This window comes from Okeania sp. SIO1H4 (genome assembly GCF_010672695.1).
Taxonomy (GTDB): domain Bacteria; phylum Cyanobacteriota; class Cyanobacteriia; order Cyanobacteriales; family Microcoleaceae; genus Okeania; species Okeania hirsuta.
The window spans coordinates 291456-315901 of record NZ_JAAHGB010000006.1 but is presented as its reverse complement, the minus strand read 5'-3'; the positions used below and the strand labels follow the sequence as shown (position 1 = coordinate 315901).

22 protein-coding genes and 2 pseudogenes are annotated in these 24446 nt (G+C 36.0%); 12 read left to right on the top strand and 12 right to left on the bottom strand.

The features are described from left to right. Positions 1-855 precede the first annotated feature (855 nt). Positions 856-1923, top strand: coding sequence for a BMP family protein (locus F6K06_RS05710; RefSeq protein WP_124145890.1), 1068 nt, complete (start codon positions 856-858; stop codon positions 1921-1923). A gap of 418 nt (positions 1924-2341) precedes the next feature. On the opposite strand, the gene F6K06_RS05705 is transcribed toward F6K06_RS05710, so the two are convergent. The 4 genes and pseudogenes from F6K06_RS05705 to F6K06_RS05690 all read right to left on the bottom strand — a co-directional run. Next, positions 2342-2497, bottom strand: a complete 156-nt coding sequence (locus F6K06_RS05705; protein WP_161564611.1) for a hypothetical protein — start codon at positions 2495-2497, stop codon at positions 2342-2344. A gap of 218 nt (positions 2498-2715) precedes the next feature. Next, a complete protein-coding gene (locus tag F6K06_RS05700; RefSeq protein ID WP_287240389.1) occupies positions 2716-3357 on the bottom strand; it encodes an RloB family protein in 642 nt (213 codons plus the stop codon). Beyond that, positions 3350-3619, bottom strand: coding sequence for an ATP/GTP-binding protein (locus F6K06_RS05695; protein ID WP_287240670.1), 270 nt, complete (start codon positions 3617-3619; stop codon positions 3350-3352). Before F6K06_RS05695 ends, F6K06_RS05700 begins: the two co-directional genes overlap by 8 nt. A gap of 104 nt (positions 3620-3723) precedes the next feature. Beyond that, positions 3724-4434, bottom strand: a pseudogene (locus tag F6K06_RS05690) (ATP/GTP-binding protein); the annotation flags it as partial. Between the two features lie 917 nt (positions 4435-5351). On the opposite strand from F6K06_RS05690, the gene lepB reads away from it, so the two are divergent. Further along, entirely contained in the window at positions 5352-5957 is a 606-nt protein-coding gene (lepB, locus tag F6K06_RS05685; protein ID WP_287240391.1) for a signal peptidase I, read from the top strand. Positions 5958-6399: 442 nt separating this feature from the next. Here lepB and F6K06_RS05680 read toward each other — a convergent pair whose 3' ends face one another. Together F6K06_RS05680 and F6K06_RS05675 are read right to left on the bottom strand one after the other, a co-directional pair. Continuing rightward, on the bottom strand, positions 6400-6717 hold the full coding sequence (locus F6K06_RS05680) for a hypothetical protein (protein ID WP_287240394.1): 318 nt from the start codon (positions 6715-6717) through the stop codon (positions 6400-6402). A gap of 382 nt (positions 6718-7099) precedes the next feature. Continuing rightward, on the bottom strand, positions 7100-8239 hold the full coding sequence (locus F6K06_RS05675; protein ID WP_287240395.1) for a peptidylprolyl isomerase: 1140 nt from the start codon (positions 8237-8239) through the stop codon (positions 7100-7102). An 836-nt stretch (positions 8240-9075) separates the two neighbouring features. On the opposite strand from F6K06_RS05675, the gene efp reads away from it, so the two are divergent. The 3 genes from efp to F6K06_RS05660 all read left to right on the top strand — a co-directional run bounded on the left by efp (position 9076) and on the right by F6K06_RS05660 (position 10955). Further along, a complete protein-coding gene (gene efp / locus F6K06_RS05670; RefSeq protein ID WP_287240396.1) occupies positions 9076-9633 on the top strand; it encodes an elongation factor P in 558 nt (185 codons plus the stop codon). 444 nt (positions 9634-10077) lie between these two features. Beyond that, positions 10078-10575 carry an acetyl-CoA carboxylase biotin carboxyl carrier protein gene (accB, locus tag F6K06_RS05665; RefSeq protein WP_124145885.1) on the top strand — a complete coding sequence of 166 codons (498 nt, stop codon included), beginning with the start codon at positions 10078-10080 and terminating at the stop codon, positions 10573-10575. 14 nt (positions 10576-10589) lie between these two features. Then, entirely contained in the window at positions 10590-10955 is a 366-nt protein-coding gene (locus F6K06_RS05660; protein ID WP_124145884.1) for a cupin domain-containing protein, read from the top strand. 82 nt (positions 10956-11037) lie between these two features. Here the strand turns inward: F6K06_RS05660 and F6K06_RS05655 are convergent, their stop codons facing one another. Beyond that, a complete protein-coding gene (locus F6K06_RS05655) occupies positions 11038-11727 on the bottom strand; it encodes a GerMN domain-containing protein (RefSeq protein ID WP_124145883.1) in 690 nt (229 codons plus the stop codon). Between the two features lie 706 nt (positions 11728-12433). Here F6K06_RS05655 and F6K06_RS05650 point away from each other — a divergent pair. Beyond that, the gene (locus F6K06_RS05650) at positions 12434-12871 is read left to right on the top strand and encodes an SGNH/GDSL hydrolase family protein (RefSeq protein WP_124145882.1); all 438 of its coding nucleotides are present in this window, start codon (positions 12434-12436) and stop codon (positions 12869-12871) included. A gap of 73 nt (positions 12872-12944) precedes the next feature. Here the strand turns inward: F6K06_RS05650 and F6K06_RS05645 are convergent, their stop codons facing one another. After that, on the bottom strand, positions 12945-14027 hold the full coding sequence (locus F6K06_RS05645) for an RNA-guided endonuclease TnpB family protein (RefSeq protein ID WP_124154458.1): 1083 nt from the start codon (positions 14025-14027) through the stop codon (positions 12945-12947). Between the two features lie 187 nt (positions 14028-14214). On the opposite strand from F6K06_RS05645, the pseudogene F6K06_RS05640 reads away from it, so the two are divergent. The 3 genes and pseudogenes from F6K06_RS05640 to F6K06_RS05630 form a co-directional block, all read left to right on the top strand. Beyond that, positions 14215-14943, top strand: a pseudogene (locus F6K06_RS05640) (RNA-guided endonuclease InsQ/TnpB family protein); the annotation flags it as partial. Positions 14944-15251: 308 nt separating this feature from the next. After that, positions 15252-15377 carry a hypothetical protein gene (locus F6K06_RS05635; RefSeq protein WP_287323188.1) on the top strand — a complete coding sequence of 42 codons (126 nt, stop codon included), beginning with the start codon at positions 15252-15254 and terminating at the stop codon, positions 15375-15377. A 180-nt stretch (positions 15378-15557) separates the two neighbouring features. Next, positions 15558-15776: an IS1 family transposase gene (locus F6K06_RS05630; protein ID WP_124143999.1), complete on the top strand. Its 219-nt coding sequence runs from the start codon at positions 15558-15560 to the stop codon at positions 15774-15776. A 490-nt stretch (positions 15777-16266) separates the two neighbouring features. Here F6K06_RS05630 and F6K06_RS05625 read toward each other — a convergent pair whose 3' ends face one another. The 3 genes from F6K06_RS05625 to F6K06_RS05615 all read right to left on the bottom strand — a co-directional run bounded on the left by F6K06_RS05625 (position 16267) and on the right by F6K06_RS05615 (position 20258). After that, positions 16267-17034 carry a PspA/IM30 family protein gene (locus F6K06_RS05625; protein ID WP_124144000.1) on the bottom strand — a complete coding sequence of 256 codons (768 nt, stop codon included), beginning with the start codon at positions 17032-17034 and terminating at the stop codon, positions 16267-16269. A gap of 458 nt (positions 17035-17492) precedes the next feature. Beyond that, positions 17493-18212 carry a PspA/IM30 family protein gene (locus tag F6K06_RS05620; RefSeq protein WP_124144001.1) on the bottom strand — a complete coding sequence of 240 codons (720 nt, stop codon included), beginning with the start codon at positions 18210-18212 and terminating at the stop codon, positions 17493-17495. 786 nt (positions 18213-18998) lie between these two features. Continuing rightward, a complete protein-coding gene (locus F6K06_RS05615) occupies positions 18999-20258 on the bottom strand; it encodes a hypothetical protein (protein ID WP_124154171.1) in 1260 nt (419 codons plus the stop codon). Between the two features lie 72 nt (positions 20259-20330). Here F6K06_RS05615 and F6K06_RS05610 point away from each other — a divergent pair, with 72 nt between their 5' ends. Continuing rightward, positions 20331-20891, top strand: a complete 561-nt coding sequence (locus F6K06_RS05610) for a DUF721 domain-containing protein (protein WP_124144003.1) — start codon at positions 20331-20333, stop codon at positions 20889-20891. 426 nt (positions 20892-21317) lie between these two features. Further along, on the top strand, positions 21318-21533 hold the full coding sequence (locus F6K06_RS05605) for a hypothetical protein (RefSeq protein ID WP_192901077.1): 216 nt from the start codon (positions 21318-21320) through the stop codon (positions 21531-21533). 333 nt (positions 21534-21866) lie between these two features. On the opposite strand, the gene menB is transcribed toward F6K06_RS05605, so the two are convergent. Continuing rightward, a complete protein-coding gene (menB, locus tag F6K06_RS05600; protein WP_124154173.1) occupies positions 21867-22700 on the bottom strand; it encodes a 1,4-dihydroxy-2-naphthoyl-CoA synthase in 834 nt (277 codons plus the stop codon). A 408-nt stretch (positions 22701-23108) separates the two neighbouring features. Between menB and F6K06_RS05595 the strand changes: the two genes are divergently transcribed. Then, positions 23109-23579, top strand: a complete 471-nt coding sequence (locus F6K06_RS05595; protein ID WP_124144004.1) for a nucleoside deaminase — start codon at positions 23109-23111, stop codon at positions 23577-23579. The last annotated feature ends 867 nt before the right edge of the window (positions 23580-24446 follow it).

The window sequence follows — 24446 nt, the reverse complement described above, 5'->3', positions numbered from 1 at the left end:
TCTCAGGAAAAGGTGTGGATATATCACTCATCTTAAAAATCAGATAACTCAAGATTTTTTCTTTTTATTTATTCCTTTTTCCTTGTTATTTATTCCTTCTGCATAGAACTAAGAGAAATACCAAAATTTACCAATAGTAAATATAGCAGTTTCAGGAAAGAGCGCGGATATATCACTCATCTTAAAAATCAGATAACCCAAGATTTTTCCTTGTTATTTATTCCTTCTGCATAGAACTAGGAGAAATACCAAAATTTACTATTAGTAGATATAGGAGTTTCAGGAAAGAGCGCGGAAATATAAAAAGCTGAAAACTCAGATAACCCAAGATTTTTCCTTGTTGTTTCTTCCTTCTGTATAGAACTAGGAGAAACACCAAAATTTACTATTGGTAAATATAGCATTCTCAGGAAAAGGTGTGGATATATCACTCATCTTAAAAATCAGATAACTCAAGATTTTTTCTTTTTATTTATTCCTTTTTCCTTGTTATTTATTCCTTCTGCATAGAACTAAGAGAAATACCAAAATTTACTATTGGTAAATATAGCAGTTTCAGGAAAGAGCGCGGATATATCAAAAGCTGAAAACTCAGACAACTCAAGATTTTTCCTTGTTGTTTCTTCCTTCTACATAGAACTAAGAGAAATACCAAAATTTACTATTAGTAGATATAGCAGTCGAAGGAGAGAGGGCAGACATACCAAAAGCTGAAAATTAAGACAATTCAAGATTTTTCCTTTTTCTTTCTTCCTTCTGCATTAATAAATACTATTGCTTTTAAATTTTAAATTAGAGATACTTTCTACTCCTTAACTCCAAAGTAAATTACTAAATTTATAGGACTACCTTAATATGACTAAAAAATTAAATAGACGCTCATTTATTTCCTATAGTACAGCAACATTAATAACTAGCTTATTATTAAAAGCTTGTGCTGATTCTCCTTCTACAATGATTCGGACAGAAAATCCTAGTAATGATTCTATAGATAATTCTGAAACTTTTAAAATTGCCATTGCTTTACCTGGAGTTATTACTGATGGAGGATGGAATCAATCTGGTTATGAAGGGGTAAAAAAAGCAGCCGAAATTCTCAATGGTGAGATGATTTATGTAGAAAATATTGCCCAACCAGACCAGGTAGAAACCCTTTCTGATTTTGCTAGGAAAAATTACGATTTAGTCGTAGGTCATGGCGGACAATTTGATGCTGCTATTCAACAAGTAGCTAGTCAATTTCCCGATACATTTTTTTTGGGAGTTAATGGTAATATTGCTGGTGAAAATTACGCTTCGGTGACAACAAATTATTTCCAAATGGGTTATCTTGCTGGTGTAATTGCTGGTTTGATGACTAAGACTAATAAAGTTGCTTATCTTACAGGTTTATCTTTTAAAGGAACTAACTTACAAGGTAAGGCGTTTGAGTTAGGTGCTAAGTCAGTAAATGACAGTGTTGAAGTTGTAATTAGTTACACTGGAGATTTTAATGATATTGCTAAAGGAAAGGAGGCAGCTTTGGCTTTAATTTCTACTGGGGTTGATGTGATTTATCACTTATTAGATAATGCTGCTCCAGCAGTTTTGAAAACGGCACAAGAAAAAGGAATTTATGCGGTGGGTAATACAACTGACCAGCTTGATGTTGCGCCAAAAGCAGTGCTAACCAGTGCAGTGCAGGATGTTGGAGGAGCGATCGCTTATGTTGCTAATCTTGTTAAAAATAATCAAGTTAAGGGAGAAAAATATATTTTAGGAATTGAAAATCCAGATATTACTAAGTTGGGTCGTTTTAATGATGTTTTGCCAGAAGAAGTTCAGCAAAAAGTGGAAGAAGTTCAGCAACAAATGTTGGCTGGAAAACTGAAGTTTGAAGATTGTACAGAAGGTGGTCGAGATAAAGTTTGTGTAAAAAAATGAAGAAAGAAGGAAGAAGAAATAAGGAGGAAGGAGAGAGGTAGAAAAGGAAGAAGTAGATAAGGAAGAAGGTGTTTAGCAATCTAGGAGATAAGGAAAAATCTGGCGTTGTCTGAGTTTTAAGCTGTTAATATGTCCACGTCTTTTCTTTCGACTACTATCATTAAAGTTAGGAGGTAGAAGGGAAGAGATTTTTGAATAATGAATAATATGGATTATGTGGAGGGAAAATATCTACCTCCTCTCTACTATTGCGAATGTCGCAATAGTCATTTCATTTTGTGAAGCACCAAAACTTGAGGTCTGTGGTGGAGAAAATATCTACTTCCTCTCTGTGTTGCGAATGTCGCAATAGTCATTTCATTTTCTTAAACATCGGAAAAATATCTAGCTCCCCTCTCTATTGCGGATGTCGCAATAGTCATTTCATTTTGTGAAGCACCAAAACTTGAGGTCTGTGGTGGAGAAAATATCTACCTCCTCTCTCTATTGCGGATGTCGCAATAGTCATTTCATTTTCTGAAGCATCGAAAAAATATCTAGCTCCCCTCTGTGTTGCGGATGCCGCAATAGTCATTTCATTTTCTGAAGTACTAAAACTTGAGGTCTGTGGTGGAGAAAATATCTACTTCCTCTCTGTGTTGCGGATGTCGCAATAGTCATTTTATTTTGTGAAGCACCAAAACTTGAGGTCTGTGGTGGAGAAAATATCTACCTCCTCTCTCTGTTGCGGATGTCGCAATAGTCATTAGTCAAAACTGCTATAAATTTTTGCCCAGGTGCTTACTTTCCCATCTATGGACGAACAAATTTATTCAGTTCTTTAACCAATAAATGTACAGTTGTGGAAGGATTATCATTAACAGGATTAGGTGGATTATGTTGCTCTAATAACTTCTCAGCATTTTTAATTGCTTGAAGTTGCTTATTTTTCAATATTTCATACATTTCCTTACTATTTTTCTCATATTTTTTATTCAGCTTCTCAGTTAAAGCTTTTTTATAATCTTTGCGAGACATGGCAGTATCTCGATATTCAAAATGTAACAAATACCAAATTTCAAATGCTTCATTTGAATAAGCAACTTCAATATTATAATTTTTAGCATCTTTTATAGCTTGATTAAAATTTTTTACGGGAAATGAATCACGGTCAAATACACACCATACTTGATTGTAATTACCATCTTCTTTCATAATCTTTAGAGCATCTTCAACCAAACTAATTGTATTTTTACCCAATCCTCGTATGTCAATCACATCTTTAGGCACGCGAAAACTCCGAAAATAATTTGGTTCCGTTTCTTTTCCCTCACAAACTATCAAAAAACGCTCAATAACTTCTCGTGTTGCTACTGTGTCATTTCTTGAATAACGACTATATTTACTTTTTCCAGAATGTTGATAATTTCTCTTATATTCTTTTTTTTTAGCCATTTTTTTCAAATAATTCAGTGAAATTACCAAGAAAAGGTATAGCTCCATATTTACCCTTAATATAATCACTTTCAAAAGGTGCATCATTCGGTACTTTGTATTCAACTAAAGAATATAAATCAGTCGCTCCCTGCCGATTTTTTTCTGTAAACCATATCTGGTCTCGTCTAAAAATTTTATTACTAAGTAAATTAGTATCGTGAGTCGTAAAAATAAGTTGGGCGTTTTTAGGATTTGTTGTATTAGAGTTAAATAAATCAATAATTGCGCGAGTGATGATTGGATGTAACCTAGCATCACTCGCGCAATTATTAAAATTTCTCCATTTTTTAAAGTATCTAAAATTGGCACGGCAAAAGCAAACAATTTTTTAGTTCCTTCTGACTCATCCTCATCAAAATCAAATACTTCTAAAGATGCCACTTTTCCTTCAGAGTTATACTTCTTATGAAGACTTTGAATATCATCGGTTTGTAATTCAGAATTTTGCATAATTTTCTTCAACTCTTCTGAAATAGAACTAGGTATTTGTTCTAGCAAAACCTTCCTCGTATCAATTTTAATATCATCAATACCTAAGTCCCACTTCCTAATTAATTGAATAATTTCTTTTTTATATTGACTATCCTTGAAAAATTCAATTGTGAGTTGTTGATAAAAATCGCTATGTAATCCTGAAATTACATTCAAATCTCGAAACCACCGCAAAATACTTGTAGAGATTTTGCCATTAAATTGAGCATTAACAGACAGAAAAAGAGCATTATTTCTGGTTTTATCAGCGATAAATTTACCGAAATACTGATTTTCACTAAATACATTAGTCATCTCAATGCCATTTTCATCACGTTCAAATAGTCTAGTATCCCTAACTTTTGGCACATAAAATAACCATTCAGAAACCACTTGTTTTTTATCGACTTCAAAACCATACCTATATAATTTATGGTCTAAAATAAAAACTATTTCAAAAAAAGAAGGCTCTCCTTCTGTTTCCGTACTTAATCTAAACTCTTCGACGTTAATAGCATCTTCTATCTGAGTTTCTTTTGATGAATTAAGCACAAACCGACGCATAAAATCTAATGCTTTAACCAAATTACTTTTGCCACTAGCATTCGCGCCATAAACAGCACAACTTTTCAGTAAATTTAATTCATCATCAACCTGAAAAACATTATTTTCATCAACACTTTTATTATTAGCAGTTAAATCTGTAGTCACCATACTCAAAGTGACAATTTTTTTAAAAGATAAATAGTTACCAACACTGAATTGAATCAGCATAGAATTATAAAGAATAGATCGAGTGGTAAATTTGTGAAAAAATTACAAATTTAAACTAATTATACTATTGATGATTACTTTATATGAAATAGAATAATTACCTCTACGGAATATCTCACATAACACCCCCTGAAAAGGGAGAAAATATATAGCTAATATTTTAATCTTTCAGATTATATAAACAATTTTAATATGTGCATTGTATATAGGTAAGTATTTCCGTTTGTCATGCTGCGCAAAGAGATGTCAGCGAACCTTCTACAGATGAACTGCGGACTTCAGCTATCAGCTATGAGTTATTAACTTATTATCGCACCGAAGGAGAAATTAATTTCCAAAGAGTAAAATATGTTTGCTTAGGCATTTCGCACCGAAATAAAAAGGTTATCAGCTAACCTTAGTAAGTTATTATGTTCATGCATCTGAATGCGAGCGCATGACAAACGGAAATGCTGAATATTAATAGCCGAATGCTGACATATATAATAGGGAAAAATCATAGTATTATAGCAATCATAAATCATTTGTAAAAAAATTCAGGATATATAAAAACTCTCAAACTTTTACCCCTATTTCCTGTTTCTTAAATTCAAAGATATTTTTACCAGCAACTCAAATAGGATTACTATATCTATTTAGAATAGATAAATTCTCATTCCCAGGAGTTTTGCTATAGTATAGAAATACTCAAGAATAAAATCATAGAAATGACATCAGAAAAAGAATCCTTAAATCAACCAATAACAGCTAACTCCATAACTCCCTGGTGGCTAAAAATATGGCAACAACAAAAAGAAAATATTAAAGTTTTGGCGATCGCTTTATCTTTATCTTTATTAGTCAGAATATTAATTGCAGAACCAAGATATATACCTTCAGACTCAATGATACCTACTTTAGAAGTAGGCGATCGCCTAGTAGTGGAAAAAGTATCTTATCATTTTCATCCACCTGCTAGAGGTGATATTATTGTTTTTCAACCACCTCAACAGTTACAACGCTATGGTTATGATAAGAATCAAGCTTTTATCAAAAGAGTTATTGGCCTGCCAGGAGATACTATTAGAATTGAGAATGGTCTAGTGTATATAAATGACCAACCGCTGACTGAAAATTATATTGCTGAACCTCCTGAATATACTTTGCCAATTTCAGTCGAAGTTCCTAACAATCAATATTTTGTAATGGGAGATAATCGTAATAATAGTAATGACTCTCATGTTTGGGGTTTTTTGCCTAAGAAAAATATTATAGGTAGGGCAATAATTCGCTTTTGGCCTTATCAAAGATTAGGAGCGTTAAATCCGAAATAATTCTCCTAATACCTAATACCAATTTGATAAAATATTGCGACATTCATGTAACAGGGAGTAGGCAGCATAGCCAAGATAAGTATATGAAAAAAAATCAAAAAGGTTAAATAAAGGAAGCAGAAATTTGAGATATTCTCTCAAGAGCGCTTCAATAAATTCAATCAAACATTTTTATTATACTTAATCATCATCATCATCCGGACATGGTATAATTTTTTTCACCCTTAGTAAAACACTTAAAACTTAACATTTAAAACCTAATACTTAAAACCTAATACCTAATACTAAATCCGGTTATTATAGGGTAGTTACCTAAATATTCAAATCCTTATCAGACAAATATTTTGATTTTTTTGAATATCTCCTTACTAAACCGGATTTTGTATAAGACCTAAAACTTAACACCGAAAACCTAATACCGAAAACCTAATACCTAAATTCCTTACCATTGTTGTTTATCTAAAACAGGAGGTAAACTAAGTTTAGGAAATTTGTAGAATGTATCTCCTTGTTCATCAATTTCTAAGGTTGCAGTGAAAACTTGTACTTGACCTTCAAGATATTTATGAGCTATTTGAGCATCAACTTTAGCCGCAGCAGCTAATTGAATTAGAGAAATTTTACCATTTTGAAGTTCTAATAATTTGTAAAAGGCATCATCTAAAATACGCTTTTGTTCTCTGTCATTAGATATATTAAATATAAATGCACCTAATACAATCCCTAATCCTGTGAATATTACGAATTCGATAACAGCCATTTAATCAAAAAGAGAAATAAGTAAGAAATAATAAATCAGAATAAACCAAAAATCCGAGAGATAAAATTAGAAGATTAGCTATAGCAAAATCCAGAAGAGAAAATGAAACTATAGATGTATAGTAAAACTTTTTTTACCTATAACAACTGTAATAGCAGTCGAAGGAAAAGGTGCGGACATATCAAAAGCTTAAAACTAGGACAACGCCAGATTTTTCCTTCTTCCTTCTTCCTAAATTTTTCCTATTTTTATAACTGTAATTTTTATTATTTAAACTTTAAATTAATTAGAGTAATTGGTAGCTTAGTCTGAAAATCTCAAGATTATTTTAGTCGCTAAATTATCCAATTACCCTAATTTTAAAAATTATAAAGAACCTTGCTTAAACTCCAGGTTCGACAAGATTTTCTAATCCGGCAACTACCTTAGCAGAAATAATTTTGTCTCCTTTACCTAATTTTTCCAAAACCTTTTTCCCTTCCACCACATAACCAAAAACCGTATAACGACCATCCAGTAAATTTACTCCTGCAGGCGTTAATTCTGGTTGGAATAAGAAAAAGAAAAATTGAGAAGAACCACCATCATTTTCAGATTCAGGACGAGCCATTGCCACTGTACCATAAGCAGAAAAAGGCAGAACAGGTTGTTCCCGAAAACGACCAATTTCTTCTAAAGTAAAACTATATATTGGTTCCTCATCTCCCTTGACCAAAATTTCCAGTGGGATATTACGGTACTCACCACTATCAGGGTCAATAAAACCAACTTCTGGGCCAGGAGGGTCTCCAGTTTGTAAAACATAAGACTGTTCTGAGCGAATAAACTCTAGGCCATCGTAAAAACCCCTCTGAACTAAATCTACAAAATTACCAGCAGTAATAGGGGCACTATAACCATCAACAACCAAAGTCAAAGAACCCTTTTCCGTTTCCATCTCAATAGTAGCGCGACCTTTGAGTTGAGGTAAATTAGCAAACTCTGAAGGAACCTCAAACGGAAATCCTCCTAGCATCAACTTTTCAAGCTGACCAACTAATGCCAGTAGTTGTGCCCGTTGCTCCAATACTTGTTCCCCATCTTTAGCTTCAGCAACTTCTCGAATATTAACAATGCCCTGCTCAAGTTGTTCAATTATGGCCTCTGCCTCAGATTGTTTCGACTCAGAAACACTAGCTAATAACTGAGACTTACTAATATTAAGAACCCTAGATGCAGCAGCAATATCACTACTAACAGAAGACCAACGTTTTGCTCGCAGTCTATTAGCAATATCTTCCAGACTCCTTTGTATTTTACGCACTGGTTCATTGTCTATCGGTAGAGCATACCTCAATAATGCCTTACCATCAGTAATCGGATCGCCCTGGGGCAAACGACTTTCACGAGTTGTTGTGCTACCACCAAAGTCCCACCAAGCAGCACTAAGACCAACAGACAAAGTGAAAAGTAATAGTGCTAGGATGCCAGTTTTAAGCAAGCGTTTACAAGTGTTAATGACGGAATTGTGAAGATTTAGCATATTTATGAATTTTTGTTCCCTTACTAATATTACATGGCTGTCCACACTCATCGGATTTTTGGGGGCAAAAATTAGGTTTTAGATTTGGTCACGACTTATAGCAATGTGTGCTGGCATATTTACAAATTGCAGGAGGTGTCCAATAGCTAAAAGTCTTATATTATTAGCTTTTTATTCCCCCAAATGAGCTGTTCCCTACTGCCTGTTGCCTGCGCGCAGCACTATAGTTTTGCTGATATATGGCAATAGGCAATAGAGTAGAGATATAGAGTTATATCATGTCCGGTTGAACAGTTATAAATAAATCACTCAGCAGAATTCAGGAGTCAGTCCTCAGGAGGGAAGAAAGAACAATAGAAGGAGAAAGTTTTTTTATCACTAATTACCCGGACATGATCAGGACTTACCCATAACCACCGCATATAGTAGGGACGTTAACTATAGTTATGCGCCAGCAAACGGCCGTTTGCCCCTACAGATGGTGTATAATTTCGTACTTTGCGTAAGTCCTGATGACATTACGCATTTAAGGTTAAGGCAAAATGCCTTCTAGAGTTGTTGCCTTTTCCTAGCAGAATGCTGCGCAAATAACTCAAGTCTATTGTCTTAACAGCAGAAAGTACTACTATATGCCTTAATATGTCTCAGACAAAAAAACTTTTGATTTCGATCGCCAGACATCAGAAATTTTACATAAAATTATTTTGACGAGGTGCTAAAAATTGCTTTCTACTCCCACGATATTTGACAATTTTTCTGACTCCCGAATATTGTACGATGTCTAATGTTAAGTTCTAATCTGATAATTTAATTAAAAACCGCAATAACGTTGTTATATGATTTCTAGTAATGATTTTCGCCCCGGTGTGACGATTGAATTGGATGGTTCAGTTTGGCGGGTAGTAGAATTTCTGCACGTTAAACCAGGCAAAGGTTCTGCTTTTGTCCGAACAAAGCTCAAAAATGCACAAACTGGTAGTGTAGTGGAACGAACATTTAGAGCTGGAGAAACAGTACCTCAAGCTACTTTGGACAAAAGGGTTATGCAACATACTTATAAAGATGCTGACCAATTTGTGTTTATGGATATGGAAACTTATGAGGAGGCCAATTTAAGTTCCGATCAAATTGGCGAGCGTGTTAAGTATCTAAGCGAAGGTATGGAGGTTAATGTGATTAAGTGGGGCGAACAAGTAATAGAAGTGGAACTGCCCAACTCAGTAACTTTAGAAGTAATTGACACTGACCCTGGTGTTAAAGGAGATACTGCTACTGGTGGTAGTAAACCTGCTATTGTCGAAACAGGAGCTCAAATTATGGTTCCTTTATTTATATCTAAGGGAGAACGGATTAAGATAGATACTCGAAATGATTCTTATTTGGGTAGAGAGTAATAGCAGAAAACTAGATTTATTTTAGAAGTAAGTTATGCATTGATTGTGTAATTCTGAGGTATCTTTATGGGGGCTTAATAAATGTGCATAATTACCACCGCACAAAGCCCCTTTAGAAGATTAAGATAGACTTAAGAGAGGAATAAAAAAGATAAATTGATAATTTATTTATTGTAATTGATTTTAATTTGGGTTTGATCGGATATCTAATTCAGTATTCCTAGCAGGGAATAAGCTTCCTGTCTTTTTCTTTAAACTGCTACATTTTTTTATTAATAAGTAGTAATTATGCTAAAACCTAAATCTCAACCTCACTTCTGTAAGTAAAAAAAATTTATGGCTTTGAATTTCACGCTTCTACATCTATACTAAAACAGTAATAAACTCTTCTTTTTATTAAGTATTAATTGAGTTGAACGCCGATTAAGTGAGGATATAAAAACAGTGCAATTAGATTTACATCAACTGCGGGAACTACTAACAGCAATAGACCAAACTAATATTTCGGAGTTGACTTTAAAAAGTGGAGATTTGGAATTAACGGTACGAAAAGGAACTTTATTTAACGATCGCCTCTCATTACCTTCTTCCGATGGGACTGACCCTTCTGAATTTGTTTCTCCTGGTACTACCTCATTAGATACAACAGCGATAAAAACTGCTCCTATAACTTCAGGAGCACCTCCTACGATCTCAAACAAATTTGAAGAAATTTTATCTCCAGTTGTGGGCACTTTTTACCGCGCTCCTGCTCCTGATGAGCCACCATTTATAGAAGTGGGCGATCGAATTACTTCTGGCCAAACAGTTTGTATTATTGAAGCGATGAAAGTTATGAATGAGATTGAAGCAGAGGTCTCTGGACAAATAGTGGAAATTTTAATCGAAAATGGGCAACCCGTAGAATATAATCAGCCTTTAATGTTAGTTAACCCCAACTAAAGTGTATAAAAATCATGCCACAATTGATTGAAAAGCCTACTCGGATTGAACCTGTAGGTAACAAACCGAAGCAAATTGACGAATATATTGGTCATGTCAATAGCCAAACAGATGCTATTAGCGTTGCCCAAATGCGCTCTCCTAGTGGCTGGATGGAACCAGGTCAAAGGCCAGAATTTGATGAATTTACTCTGGTACTTCAAGGAAAACTATGTGTTGAGTATGAAGGCGGTCAGTTAGAAGTTAATGCTGGCCAAGTAGTAATAGCTCGTAAGGGAGAATGGGTAAAATACAGTACACCTGGTGCTGAGGGAGCAGAATATATTGCTATTTGTTTACCTGCTTTTTCCCCTGATACTGTAAATCGTGATTCTGAGTAGATACTGAAAAAATTGACTTTGTCAGGAGCGGCTTTGAACTATTTGTTTACTTTAAAACCACCCCTAAAATGGTATATGATATCTAAAATTGGAATTCTTGCTGAAAATTATCACGAGTAATGGGCTGAGATACTTCTAAACCTTCACCCCCAAGCATTTTTAAAGGTTTACCACCCACAAAAATCCACACTTTTACATCTGGTTCTAAACTAGAGGCAGTATAAATAACTTGTCCTAAGCGACTCATCATCGAAGCACTACCGCCTCCAGAAGTAAATTCTTCAGATAAGTCGATGTAGACCCCATTATTTTCAACAGTAAGTGCTTGAACTTTTGTACCTGTGGGAATAGCACTAAGGACATCGGTATTTGCTGGACCTACGAGCAAGCGGTCAAAAGCAGCTTTTAAAATAGCTTCCGGTTCGTCTGCTGTTTCTAATTTCACTGTAGAAGAAACTAAATCAATTTCTCCAGTAGTGTCTTTAACCCAATAAAGTTCTACAGTTTTTTCTGTAACTGCTTTGGGTTGAGGCACATATAAAGGAACAGAGTCTGGAGATTCAACTTTAGCAGGAGGTGGGGGAGGCAAAGTCTCATCAGGCGACTTTGGAGTTGAGGGAGTTGTAAAAGTCTGAGAATTATCAGAAGTTTTTGTGGTGGTTGATTGTAAATTTGTCCATAAGGCGATGCCACCACCTACCGCCACTGCCAATGCACAAACACTGGCCACAATACCAACAGATAAATTACGAGTTTGATTTTGTTCTTTCATTTTGTCCCTCCTTGAGAATTAGGCACAATGGCAGTGAGGAGCTGAATTATAACTTTCTCTTAGGTTAACTATATTACTTCTATTATGTCGAAATTAGCAGGTACTTGTTGAAATTAGTATTTTTGACGTAAATTTTGGGACTTTTGGGATTGTGTGATTTGAGAGGAAAAAATCAAGTTTTTGATCAAGTCAGAAGTAATAATTCAGAAGTTAAATTCTCACTTTATTCTTTTGATCAAACTAGAAAAAAGATTTAACTGATAACTGATTAAAAAGCATGGTTTTAGAGCTAATTATTTTGATAAATTCATAACCCCTAAAATTCCAATATTTTTACCGAAAAATCAAGGTTTGAAGAAGGAGACAGGAGACAGGAGACAGGAGACAGGAGGAAAATTACATGGGGATTCTCACCCCAAGTAATTTTGAACACCCCCGTTGACGGTGGGGTATTAAACCCACAAAGAAAATGATAAAGCCTCTCACTCGCTGTGGAGAAAAAAGTGCTCTTGAATTTCCTTATATATTCAATTATGTAACGGTTTTAACCACCAGGTAATTATTAATTATTAATTAATGAACCTATTTGCTCTGTTTGTGCAACAAAGCAAATAGGTTCAGCAAAAATACTGGTTTGGTATTGTTTTATTAGTGTTATTGTTAACCATGTCAACTAAATCAATAAAAATCTTAACTCACGACACTAATGAAACAAGTCAAGAGAGCTTTAGTATCAGTAGTAATGATGACAACATCTTTACTTACCACTGTAAGTTCTGCTACCTTAGCAGCTACTTTAAAAATAATGCCTTTAGGAGATTCAATTACTGATACACTGATTCATCGAGGATCTTTATACTTTGATCTCAAAGAAGAAAATATTGACTTTGAATTTGTTGGAACACAGGGAAATGAACCATTAAAACATGAAGGCAGACCAGGTATAACTATTGATGGAATAGTTAATAATGAAGCTTGGAACAAGTCTGATACTCCTGATATTATTTTATTAATGGCAGGAGTAAATGATTTCATACAACAAGGAGATTCATCTATAAAAGCTGTTACAGAACTCCAAGAACTATATCTACAAATCCTTGAAGATTTGCCTAATGTAGAATTATATGTAGCTTCTGCTTCATAAAACCGATATAAAACGTCATAACATGACATTTTACTGTTTACTTCCTGCTTCAACTGAGGCCGTCGGCGGCTACTCATCCACAGGCATTCACGGTCAAGCCGACCGCATCTCTCAAATTAATACTAGCGTTTAAATCTCTGTCTATTGACAAGCCACACTCAGGGCAGTCATAAGTCCTTACATTTAACGGCATATCTTGGACATGACCGCAGTTTGAGCAAGTTTTTGATGATGGAAAGAATCTATCAACGACTACTAATTCAGAGCCGTACCACTCACACTTGTACTCAAGTTGTCGCCTGAATTCATAAAATCCTTGATCGGCTATAGACTTAGCTAGCTTATGGTTAGCCAACATACCGCGAACATTCAAATCTTCAATTGACACAATGCTGTGGTTTTTAGCTAGATATGTTGTCAATTTATGAAGCACGTCTTTACGGATATTAGCTACCTTTGTGTGTAGCTTGGCAATTTTAAGTTGCGCCTTTTTCCAGTTAGCTGAACCAATCTTTTTATTGCGGTTAAGGTATTGTAACTTAGAGAGCTTGCTTTCAAATTTCTTGTAAGATTTAGCGCCAGGGAAAACAACTCCCGTGCTTAAAGTTGCTAAGGTTTTTACACCTAAATCAACACCTACAACTTCAGTGGTCTTTTCTGTTGGATTAGGAGTGAATTCATAGCTACAACTTAAGTACCAATCTCCTGCCTGTCTACTAATGGTGATTTTTTTAGTTGTAGCTTCAACTGGTTCATAAGTTTTAACAATACCAATAAAAGGTAATTTATGATTCCATCCATTTAGTTCTATTGGTTTTCCACAATTATCAATTGTGAAGGAATCATGTTTACCTTTCTTCTTGAACCTTGGGTGTTTACCCAACCCTTGAAAAAACCTCTTGAACGCTTCACCTAAATTGATGAAAGCATATTGATAGACCCTAGAGGACAAGTTTTTCATCCAAGGATAAAGTGGTTTTGTGTGATTGGTAAAAACCTCTCTTAGCTTTCGAGCATTAGGCTTGTAACCATGAATATATGCAGCATTCCACAAACTTAAACCCCAGTTATAGCACCATCTGCTATACCCCGCGTGTTGAGCCATCAGAGTTTTTTGCTGGTTATTCAGTTTGAGCTTGGTTCTAATGGATTTCATTTCATTTATTTGTGTTTCATGTGCGCAGCAAACACAATCGGTCTAATAGTACGGTTTATAACGTATAATATCGTTATTTTTTGATTAAGTCAATGCTCTTGGTTTGATAAATTTCACTAAGTTATTGTTCGAGACAACTATCGTATTGTGCCGCGTTATGACGTAAATTGTTAACTAAGTCAAAACTCTCTGTTTAGAGTGTGATGTGGATGTTCCCGATGTCCCCCCTCATGGTGATCCCATTGGGATTGATTTGGGACTCGATAAATTCCTAGCCACATCAGAGGGAGAATTAATTAAACGACCCAGATTCTTTAACAGTTTGCACCGCCAGATGAAATTACTGCAACGCAGACTCCAGAAGAAACAGATTGGGTCAAATAACTGGCAAAAGTTAAGCAAGATTATTGCTCGTTTACACGAAACGATAGCCAATACTCGAAAAGACTTCCATTTTAAGTTAGCCCATCATTTATGTGACCAAGCAGGAATGATTTTTGTTGAAGACCTTAATTTTCAGGCATGGGCCAAAAGAATGTTGGGAAAACATACCTTAGATGCAGGTTTCGGTCAGTTTGTCACCATCCTGCAATGGGTTTGTTGGAAGCGAGGAGTCTATTTCGGGAAGGTCAATAAAGATTATACTTCTCAAATTTGTCCCAATTGCAATGCTCATACAGGGAAGAAAAAACTCAGCTTTAGAGTTCATTCTTGTCCTGAATGTGGTTATATGACTCATCGAGACGTGGCCTCCGCGCTGATTGTGAGAAATAGAGGGGTGTCTGAGGTGGGGCGCATCTTGGACGTTAAAGAAGTTGCCTGGGGAGGCGGTCTGACGGGGACTAGAAACGGTCTAGTTAAGAGCCTAAGAAACAGGAAAAAGGGTGGAGAAGCGTGGATTTATCCCGCTTCGTAACATCCGCTTGAGAATCCCCGTGCATTTATGCCGGGGAGTACGTCAACAATTCAACTTTGCCAGATTTTAACGATCGCCCCGTAATATCAAATCCGGTTGAATACTTATTATATAGTTGGGGAAGAGGGGGAAGTGTCGAGAGATTGAAGTATAGTTATAAACATATACTATATAACCGGATTCTATATATAGCGCTGTGCGCAGGGAACAGGGAACAGGGAACAGGGAACAGGGGGAATAAATTGCCGATCATATAAGACTTCTAGCTCTTTTGCCCCTACTACAATTTGTAAATATACCAGCGCTCATTGCTACTAGCTGGTCGGATTTTTGAAGATGAATATGATTTGGCGATGGCTGTTATAGAGGGTGTAGAAGCTCGCGCTCAACAAGACCAACATACCACAGAACGTTTTCTATTTAATTCTGCCTAGCTACTTATGAGTTTTGGTCATTCGTCTAAAAAAAGCGAGTGCTAATTGGTGAGGTCTCCCCAGAATGTAAGACGCACTCAAGACACAAAAACATTCTCAGGCAAATGAATTAACAGAAGGGGATTGTGGGATTGGCATGACTCAAGGATCCAGAACGTGGATTAATTTTGGCTACTAGAGTTGGCAAACAAAGTCACGAGTTCCGATACAGAATTAATCGCCAATACAGAAGGAAAAACTAGCTGTAAACATTATTATACAGATGATTGGGGTGGGTATGAACGAGTTTTACCACCAGAAGTAGAACATATCATCGGTAAAGACCAGACTCAGCAATTAGAACGAACTAATAGAATTGTCCGACAGCAGATAGGTCGGTGGCATCGCACCCCAGAATAAGTTTGGTAAGGTCTGGCAGCAAACGGAAGTAACAGTGAGGTTAGCGTTCGCGGAGCGTGGCGTCAGGCGTATCGCCTACTTTAATTGGATTTGGGTTCATAGTCGCAAGGACAATACTGCAGCCCAAAGATCGGGGCTGGCGTTGGCGGAGCCTAGCGGCAGCTATATCGCCCCTTGGAACTGGAATGATCTAATTACCATTCCCACACTTTGCGCTCTGCACTACCCCATATAGTACATAGCCCAATCTGATAACTATGCCAATAGTAAAACCTCAGTATTTTTGCCCAAAATTGTGTAATTTAACAGAAAAATGCCTTGACAGATTATACTTATAACACTTTTCATTTAAGTAGACTACAAAATTCTCTTGGATTAGGGAGTATCGATTAGGAGGCCACTGTAGTCTATATATTTGAAAATCGCTATAATATCCATCAAGGCTCAAAGTATTGCCGAAATATCAGCACATTTAGAAAATAAACAAAAATTACATTTTGTCAAGTTGTTTACGCAAATCTTCCAGTTCAGCATCAACCTCCGATTTTTCTGCTGAACCCTGATTTGACGCAGGTAGTTGATTCTGACTTACAGAACCTCCAGAGAGTTGTGCCTTCATCACCGCTAACTCATCATCAACATCACTACTAGCTTCCAACTTTCGGAAATCCTCTTCCAAACCACTGCCACCAGCTAACTCTGCTGTAGCTTGGGAACGGGCCTCCATTTGTAAAACTTTTTCTTCCATCCTGTCAAAAGCTGCCATTGCCCCGCTAGTATTCAGAGAACCCATGGTATTATTGAGTTGCTCCTGAGTTTTAGCAGCAGTCATTCGCGCTTTCAGCATATCCTTCTTCGCCTTAGCTTCAGAAATCTTACCTTCCAAAGCAGTTAAATTCCGCTTTAAAACTTCTACCTGACTTGTTTGACTGTCCAAAGATACTTTTACAGTGTCTGCTGTCTCAGAATAAGTCTTCTTACGCTGTAGAGCTTCCTTGGCCAAATTTTCATCTCCTTTTTGTAGAGCTAACTGTGCCCTGGAGTACCATTGATTAGCTTGAGATTGAGCTTGATTATATTGTTGTTGGCTACGTTTCTGAGTAGCAATAGCACTAGCAACAGCCTGACGCAACTGTACCAAATCTTCTTGCATATCAATAATAGACTGCTCTAGAACCTTCTCAGGGTCTTCAGCTTTACTTACCATTTCATTAACATTAGCTCTGACAAGGCGACCAATTCTATCAAATAATCCCATAATTTTATTTTTCCTTTGATGTTTAATTTAGCTTCTAGCTCTTACTGGCCAATACTAACTACTATAAGCCAAATTTTTCATTAGTAATAGATAAGGATACTCTCCCCATAGCTATACATTCATTTTAAGTCTTTCTTTCTCCGCGAACTACCCATAAAAATCAGGACTTTGCTGAGTGGTAATGATTTTTAGATTAAGTATCAACGAAAAACATCGGACATAAATATTAAGACTGAAATATTGAAGATGGGTTTAGCTGGATGAGAAAAAGTCTGTTGCTTTGTCCTTTAGCAAGATTAGTTTGTTTAAAGCAAAACAGTATAATAAGAATCCCCAGAACCTTAGTTATCTTGAGTAGCTAGAATACTTCAAGTAAAAAGACAGATTCTTCTTCATAGTTTAAACCCAAATAAGAAAACCTCTATAATTCATGTAAATTGATTCCATATATCTTCAAATTATGATTCTGTTTTTCTGAGATTAGAACTATCTTGAATTGGTAACTGAGAATTACTTCCCCCAGGCAACATTTCCGCCTTCATCGCCTCCAACTCAGTCTCAATATCATTACCTTCTTCCAAAGAAGCAAATTGTTTTTCTAAACTATCAGTTCCCAACTCAGCGATCGCCTCAGACTTAGCCTCAAGCTGCATTACCTTCTCTTCCATCTTCTCAAAAGCACTCAAAGCATTACCAGTATTCACAGTGCCCAAAATTTCATTTAGCTTTTCCGAGGCCTTAGCAGAACGTGCCCTGGCAATATACATATTCTTTTTTAGTTTAGCCTCACTAATTTTTTGTTCCAGCTGTCTCATATTTTGCTTCAGCTTTTCCATTACCTGTTTTTGCTGTTCCACCTGAATTTTCATTGATTTAGCAGTTTCTTGGTAAGATTTGCGTCTAGTTAGAGCTTCCCGTGCCAAATTTTCCTGGCCTTTTTGCAGAGCTAACTGCGCTCTCCTATACCATTCATCTGCAGTAGACTGAGCTTGAGAACATTGTCGTTCTGTACGTTTTTGAGTAGCGATCGCCTGTGCCACTGCCTGGCGTAGTTTCACCAGGTCATTTTGCATATCTGTCACTGTCTGTTCCAGAACCTTCTCTGGATCTTCCGCACCAGAAATTAAAGTATTAATATTAGCACGAATTACCCGCCAAACACGGTCTAAAAGTCCCATAAAGACTATCCCTCTTCATTATTATTTATTATATTTTGATTTATCTATAGCAGGGAACAGCGAGAAAAACATTTACCCTGATGGTAGTCCTGCATGGTAATTGTGAGGATATATATTTTTTAATTTCTCCCACACTCCCGGTGTTCCCCACACTCCCGGTGCTTCCTTTAGCATTACTATACACAACTACCCCCCTGATTTGGAGCATCATTAGTCTCTGTCCTAATCTACCTGTCTATAGCTTAAGTTAATTGAGTAATAAAATAGGGCTGCTGAATTCAGAGATGAATTTTTTAGGAATAGGTAAAGCCTACTTACTCTTTCATGTGAACCTACAATTTATCCCCCAAATATGCAACGCCGAAAATAAGCTTTAGGAGTCATATAAATCTGGTGAAATACCTCACTATAATTTAGTAGTCAATAAGCTAACTGCTTCGCAGAAGTCAAAACTGATGCATTAAAAGCCTATTAGACCTCTGGTAAGAATCAAAAATAAAATCAATTATTATCCATAAATTATCAATTATTTCCCCTATTACCTATTATCTATTGCCTATTCCCTCTTTTGGAGGAGATGTCTATTGATGGATGAAGGCTTGCCAGACTCAAAGCATTTTTCCATTTCTACGGGTTAAGTTTCTTAGCTCTGTATCCAGTTGATTCTTTTTTCAGTAGTTAGTAGTGATATTTCAATCCATATCAACTACATCATATTACCTATTACTTCAACAGAGTTAACTTTTCAATTCTGACTGGTAGCTAAAATTATTTGCCCAAGTCATTTTAATAATTCTCAGGTGGTAACTTATAGTATTTCGCATCAACTCTTTCCTGCCGTAATTCTTGGAGAAATTTCTTTGCTTTTTCTGGGTCCCAAAAAGCCCCCATTTGTATCTTCATACCATTAGTCGTTTCACGAATATAAGCATCTGAGACTATTTGCTGTGCATTGTACAAAGACTCTTCATTCACATAATCTACAACAACATAATACCAACCATTATCTGACTGTATAGGAGTAGTTATTTCAGAACTGTCAGAATTTTTTACTGTTGGAGATGGTACTGGAGAAGATGGAGTAGTTACAACAGATTGTTGATTAGGAGATTGAGTAGACTGAGGCAATAAGGTGCTGCTGAGATTATCAAGTTCTGCCCTTGGTTTATAAGTAGGTTGTGCCACAGTATTAGTACTTCCGGATATTGGAGGTGGTACCACAGGTTTCAATGTTGCAGTGGGAGATGGAAACTGGCTAGATTTAGGATTAACATTACTTAGGGTATTCAAATCTAAATCTACAAATTCTTGAGATGCCAAGTCAGGAGATTTTGGTAAAGGTTGGTCCTCTCTATTTTGACCATTACCACCAGTAGTATCATCTGTATCTTTTTGAGCTGAAGTATCTTTTAACAAACGGTCTAAACCAAGATTTTTCAGACCTGATGGATTCATCACAACATAACCCAAAGTTGTACAAGAAATCAAAAATAGAAACATGGAAACTATTCCTAGAGGAGTAAACAAACTTGCTAAGTAAGTAGGTTGCTCCTGACGACGGGATTTTAATTTGTCTAGACTCTGTAGAAGTTGTTCTGAAGATTCAAGGTTGTCATCTGGCGCTGTGGAATTATCTGTACCTAGTTGAGATTTCTGTTTCTCACCATCCTGATTTTCTGCATCAGCTCTGTTGGCCATAGTAAGTTCTGATGGAGTTGGAGGTTCGATCGCTACTGGTGAATTTTTGTTGGCGGAAGTGTTAGATATTTCAGAGTCTTCTAGTGATAATTTTGGTTCTGATAAAGGTAATGGGGATGCTGTTTGGTCATCTACCGGTGATACAGAAATTAATTCGGGTGTTTTATAAATTTGTTTATTACTATTTTGCTGAGAAACTTGTGATTGTTCTGTTCGCCTGCGGTACTTGCGATATCTTGTTAATTCTGCTTCTAGTTGTACATCTAAACTGTCCATTACAGCTTGCAAAGTGGGATTCAATTGGTCTGTAGAGCTTTTAGTGGACTTAACCAAAGAACTTTGACTCATTTGAGAACTCCTGTTACCGACTCAATAAATTTTATATTTGAGATAGAATGTCCCAACTATTGTAAAACGACTATGGATTTTCAATCTCTCAATCAGATTTTAGGCTATCTCCAAATTATGGAGCGATCGCCTCAACAACAACAGTTTCTGAAACTGATGGAATGTTGGGAACAAGTTTTAGGAGTTATGGCTACCCAAACTAAGCCTCTATATATAGAGGGAAAAGTTTTATATGTAGCAACATCTAGTGCTGCTTTATCTCAAGAACTTAGTTTTCGGGTGTCCCAACTTTTAGATAAGCTCAATCATTTTTTACCCACACCTCTAAACAATATCCGGTTTTCTGCTGCTCACTGGCATACAATTCAATCTCATCAATCGAGACAAACTGACAAAAATGATTGGCTACAGCATCCTAGCATGATTCCTAAATCTCAAAAAGCAACCTTGAAAGACTCGACTCATAAAAATCAAAGTCCTCAAACCACATTTAAAAATTGGGCTAAAACTATCAATACCCGCTTTCAAGGTTTACCTCTATGTCCTCAATGCCAATGTCCTACACCCCCGGGAGAAATTCAACGTTGGTCAGTATGTGCAATTTGTGCCACTAAACAGTGGTCATCAAGTTAATTTTTAATTATTTCATAATTTTAACTCCTCAAATGTAATTGAAAAGACAAAAACATTAATTTTTATATTAAGTGGGTGACTAGAAATTTTTGATAGTTTTTTGAGTCTATCTTTATGGGCTTTAAGCCAAAAATATTTTCCATTACTTGGTTTAAATATTATCTATTTTACTTCGATCTGACTTATCTTTTAACTTGATCCCTATCAAGTTTACCGAAATAATGTATGAATTAATACATTTTTACGTACTAGATTTCGCATAAATGTTTCTGTTTATAAAGTAATTATAAAAATAATATAAATTTTATTTAATTGATAGGGATATTCATAATCTAGGTGTCACAATGGATTTAATAGATTAAAACCACGAGTCTCTTGGATTCAAAATAATTAAGATAGACTCAATTAAATTTAGGAAAATTTTTTATGAAACCCACTTTAGTTTGTCGTAATTGCCGATACTATTTACCAGAAGGAAGACGTGGTGGTGTTTGTCAAAAGTTAACTACACCAGTTGAAAGTAATTGGAAAGCCTGTTCGTTAGCTTCATCTCCCTTCAATAAATCCTGGGAAAATCTTGAGAGTATAGCTATCTGGAATCAGCAAATCGATCAAAATTTGGAAGTAGTTAGTTTTACCTAAAATGAAAGTTAAAAGCCTTGTTTCTTTCAAGAGGGTACTTGATACCCTTCTATCTATAAGAACAAGGTTTGTCTCCAATTTTTTTTAGCTCAACTAACTAACAAAATTGGGGTTAGTTATTATGAGAAATATAAGTTAAGGTCTCAGTAACTTATCCATGTCAAAAAAAAGCTACATTTTTATCCTGACTCTAAGAGACTTTTTGTAAAGTTTTGTAAGGGAAAAGAACGCTCTTTAAATTGTAACTACTTGGTTATTTATCCCAAACTTTGTGCTTTGAAATACTGAATTGGTGAGGAGTAAAAACACTTTATAATTCTTGACAAACAATCTCTAAGGTAACCAAGGGTATCTGCGAAAGTCTGGAGGTCGTTTTTCTAGGAATGCTTTTTTACCTTCAGCTCCTTCCTCTGTCATGTAGTAAAGAAGAGTAGCATTACCAGCCAATTCTTGTAGACCAGCTTGCCCATCACAGTCAGCATTAAAAGCAGCTTTGAGACAACGAATAGCGATCGGGCTTTTTTCCAGAATTTCTGAAGCCCAGTTAATGCCCTCTATTTCTAGTTCCTCTATAGGTACAACACAGTTAACCAAGCCCATTTCCAAAGCTTCTTGAGCTGTATACTGCCGACAGAGGAACCAAATTTCTCGTGCCTTTTTCTGACCAACTATTCTAGCTAAATAACTTGCCCCAAACCCACCATCAAAACTACCTACCTTAGGTCCAGTTTGACCAAAAATTGCATTGTCAGCAGCAATAGTTAAGTCACAAATAATATGCAAAACATGACCCCCCCCAATAGCATATCCAGCAACTAAAGCAATGACAACTTTGGGCATGGAACGAATTAAGCGTTGTAAGTCCAATACATTCAGTCGTGGTACTCCAGTCTCATCAACATAACCTGCTGTACCTCTTACACTTTGGTCTCCACCAGCACAGAAAGCATACTTACCATCTGTGTGAGGTCCAGCACCTGTAAATAAAACTACTCCAATATTTGGATCTTCACGAGCATCAACAAAAGCATCATAAAGTTCAAACACAGTTTTAGGACGAAAAGCATTGCGTTTGTGGGGACGATTAATAGTTATTTTGGCAATTCCATCAGTTTTGTGGTAAAGAATATCGCTATACTCTTTAACAATTTGCCATTTTATTTGCAAAGGCTGATTACTCATATTTTTAGAAGTTGATAGATATTTTGTTTTCAGTACACCAGGTTACTAGATATCTAACAGCTTTATTTAACTAATCTCAAACCTTATTATTTCGATTTACTGTAATACCACCTGTTTTTTAGTCAATCCTTTAACATCCTGCTTATATTGAACTAGTATTTTCTTGTTGTACTATGGTTGATGGATTTAAGTTTTCTCCCGTCCCAGGTGAACAACGACCTAGTACCACTACATGGAAGTTAAAAGTCAAAAGTATTGATTTGTAATTGTTTTAGGATTTTGTCTGGTCAGTTATTTCCGCTATCCTGCACTATTGTTAGATAAACAAGTTGCTAGATTGTCTAAGCCCAAGTCTATTGCTAAAATCCTGTCAGGTTTTATCGGAGATTTTAGATGATTGACCATCCAAGTTATCTAGTCCATCAAAAGTGGATGAGTCGAGTATTAGAATTGGCCAAAATTGCTGGTAATGCTGGAGAAGTACCAGTTGCAGCTGTCATAGTAAACTCAGATGGCAAGTTGATTGCAGAAGCTCAAAACCGACGGCAGCGAGATTTTGACCCTACTGCTCATGCAGAAATATTGGCTTTGCGACAAGCGGGACAAATTTTGCGGAATTGGCACTTAAATAAATGTACTCTCTACGTTAATCTCGAACCTTGCCCGATGTGTACGGGGGCAATATTGCAGGCAAGAATAGGTTTATTGGTTTATGGAGCAGACGATCCGAAAACTGGCACAATACGAACTGTTGCTAATTTTCCAGATAGTGTTTTTTCTCATCATCGTCTGGCTGTATTGGGAGGAATAATGGAATCTGTTTGTCGTCAAGAATTACAGTTTTGGTTTGCTCACCTTCGGTAAACAAGAAAGGGAATTATTTTGTGGTGAAACCTGCTATCCACAATGACAGATAATGAGCAATTTTTGTGTTTATCTAAGTAAAGTAAATTAACTTTGAAAATATAGCAGTCTCAGGAAAGGTTATACCATTTCTGAATAGTAATCCTATGTTTGATTGCTATATAACTACTGCCTAACTCCCCATCTCCCTATCTCCACATTACAAAGATATATAGCAAACTTTTTGAGATTTGGTATTAAGATATATCATATCAAATCCGTTGAATTTGGTATAAAAACATTCTCCATCTTCACCATTACCAAATCTTTATAAATTTTTTTCCCTCTTGACTCCTGAGTTCCCCTCCTGGGAGGGGTTAGGGGTGGGTTGATTCCTGACTCCTACTTCAAAAGATTTTATACGGGTGCATCTCAATTTTGAATAAAGCCAAAAATTTATCGCTTTTAGGGAACAGGGAACAGGGAATAGGGAACAGGGAATATATAGGAAAAAAGTATTTTTGCAAATATGAGATACACCCTTTTATACAGATGCTACCGGATTTGATATCAAAAGTTTAAAACTCAGATAAAACAAAATTTTTTCTTCTCTTCTAGATAATTAAAGCCTTCTTCCTTCTACTATAAAATAGTCAGCATTCAGCAGCCAGCTATTAGCTAGCCGCATCAGGTCGGAACTGCGGAGTTCAGCTAATTTTGTGGAAGGTAAAAGCAACCTTTGAAATTGATTTTGAATAAAAAGTTACTGCCATGTGTTCCCTTGCCAAACCTGAGAAGTAATTATTGATTACTGATTGCTGTTTGCGTAGCATCCCACAGGGAAGTGCTGACTGCTAATAGCTGAATGTTTACATAAAATAGGCAGAT

Excerpts from the sequence above, each read along its gene's own strand:
- F6K06_RS05620 (WP_124144001.1), bottom strand. The coding sequence starts at position 18,212 with ATGGGACTTTTAGACCGTGTTTGGCGGGTAATTCGTGCTAATATTAAT.
- F6K06_RS05595 (WP_124144004.1), top strand. The coding sequence starts at position 23,109 with ATGATTGACCATCCAAGTTATCTAGTCCATCAAAAGTGGATGAGTCGA.
- F6K06_RS05650 (WP_124145882.1), top strand. The coding sequence starts at position 12,434 with ATGAAACAAGTCAAGAGAGCTTTAGTATCAGTAGTAATGATGACAACA.
- F6K06_RS05705 (WP_161564611.1), bottom strand. The coding sequence starts at position 2,497 with ATGACTATTGCGGCATCCGCAACACAGAGGGGAGCTAGATATTTTTTC.
- lepB (WP_287240391.1), top strand. The coding sequence starts at position 5,352 with ATGACATCAGAAAAAGAATCCTTAAATCAACCAATAACAGCTAACTCC.
- F6K06_RS05700 (WP_287240389.1), bottom strand. The coding sequence starts at position 3,357 with ATGGCTAAAAAAAAAGAATATAAGAGAAATTATCAACATTCTGGAAAA.
- F6K06_RS05710 (WP_124145890.1), top strand. The coding sequence starts at position 856 with ATGACTAAAAAATTAAATAGACGCTCATTTATTTCCTATAGTACAGCA.
- F6K06_RS05615 (WP_124154171.1), bottom strand. The coding sequence starts at position 20,258 with ATGAGTCAAAGTTCTTTGGTTAAGTCCACTAAAAGCTCTACAGACCAA.
- F6K06_RS05625 (WP_124144000.1), bottom strand. The coding sequence starts at position 17,034 with ATGGGATTATTTGATAGAATTGGTCGCCTTGTCAGAGCTAATGTTAAT.
- F6K06_RS05655 (WP_124145883.1), bottom strand. The coding sequence starts at position 11,727 with ATGAAAGAACAAAATCAAACTCGTAATTTATCTGTTGGTATTGTGGCC.
- F6K06_RS05610 (WP_124144003.1), top strand. The coding sequence starts at position 20,331 with ATGGATTTTCAATCTCTCAATCAGATTTTAGGCTATCTCCAAATTATG.
- F6K06_RS05675 (WP_287240395.1), bottom strand. The coding sequence starts at position 8,239 with ATGCTAAATCTTCACAATTCCGTCATTAACACTTGTAAACGCTTGCTT.
- F6K06_RS05645 (WP_124154458.1), bottom strand. The coding sequence starts at position 14,027 with ATGAAATCCATTAGAACCAAGCTCAAACTGAATAACCAGCAAAAAACT.
- F6K06_RS05660 (WP_124145884.1), top strand. The coding sequence starts at position 10,590 with ATGCCACAATTGATTGAAAAGCCTACTCGGATTGAACCTGTAGGTAAC.
- efp (WP_287240396.1), top strand. The coding sequence starts at position 9,076 with ATGATTTCTAGTAATGATTTTCGCCCCGGTGTGACGATTGAATTGGAT.
- F6K06_RS05680 (WP_287240394.1), bottom strand. The coding sequence starts at position 6,717 with ATGGCTGTTATCGAATTCGTAATATTCACAGGATTAGGGATTGTATTA.
- F6K06_RS05605 (WP_192901077.1), top strand. The coding sequence starts at position 21,318 with ATGAAACCCACTTTAGTTTGTCGTAATTGCCGATACTATTTACCAGAA.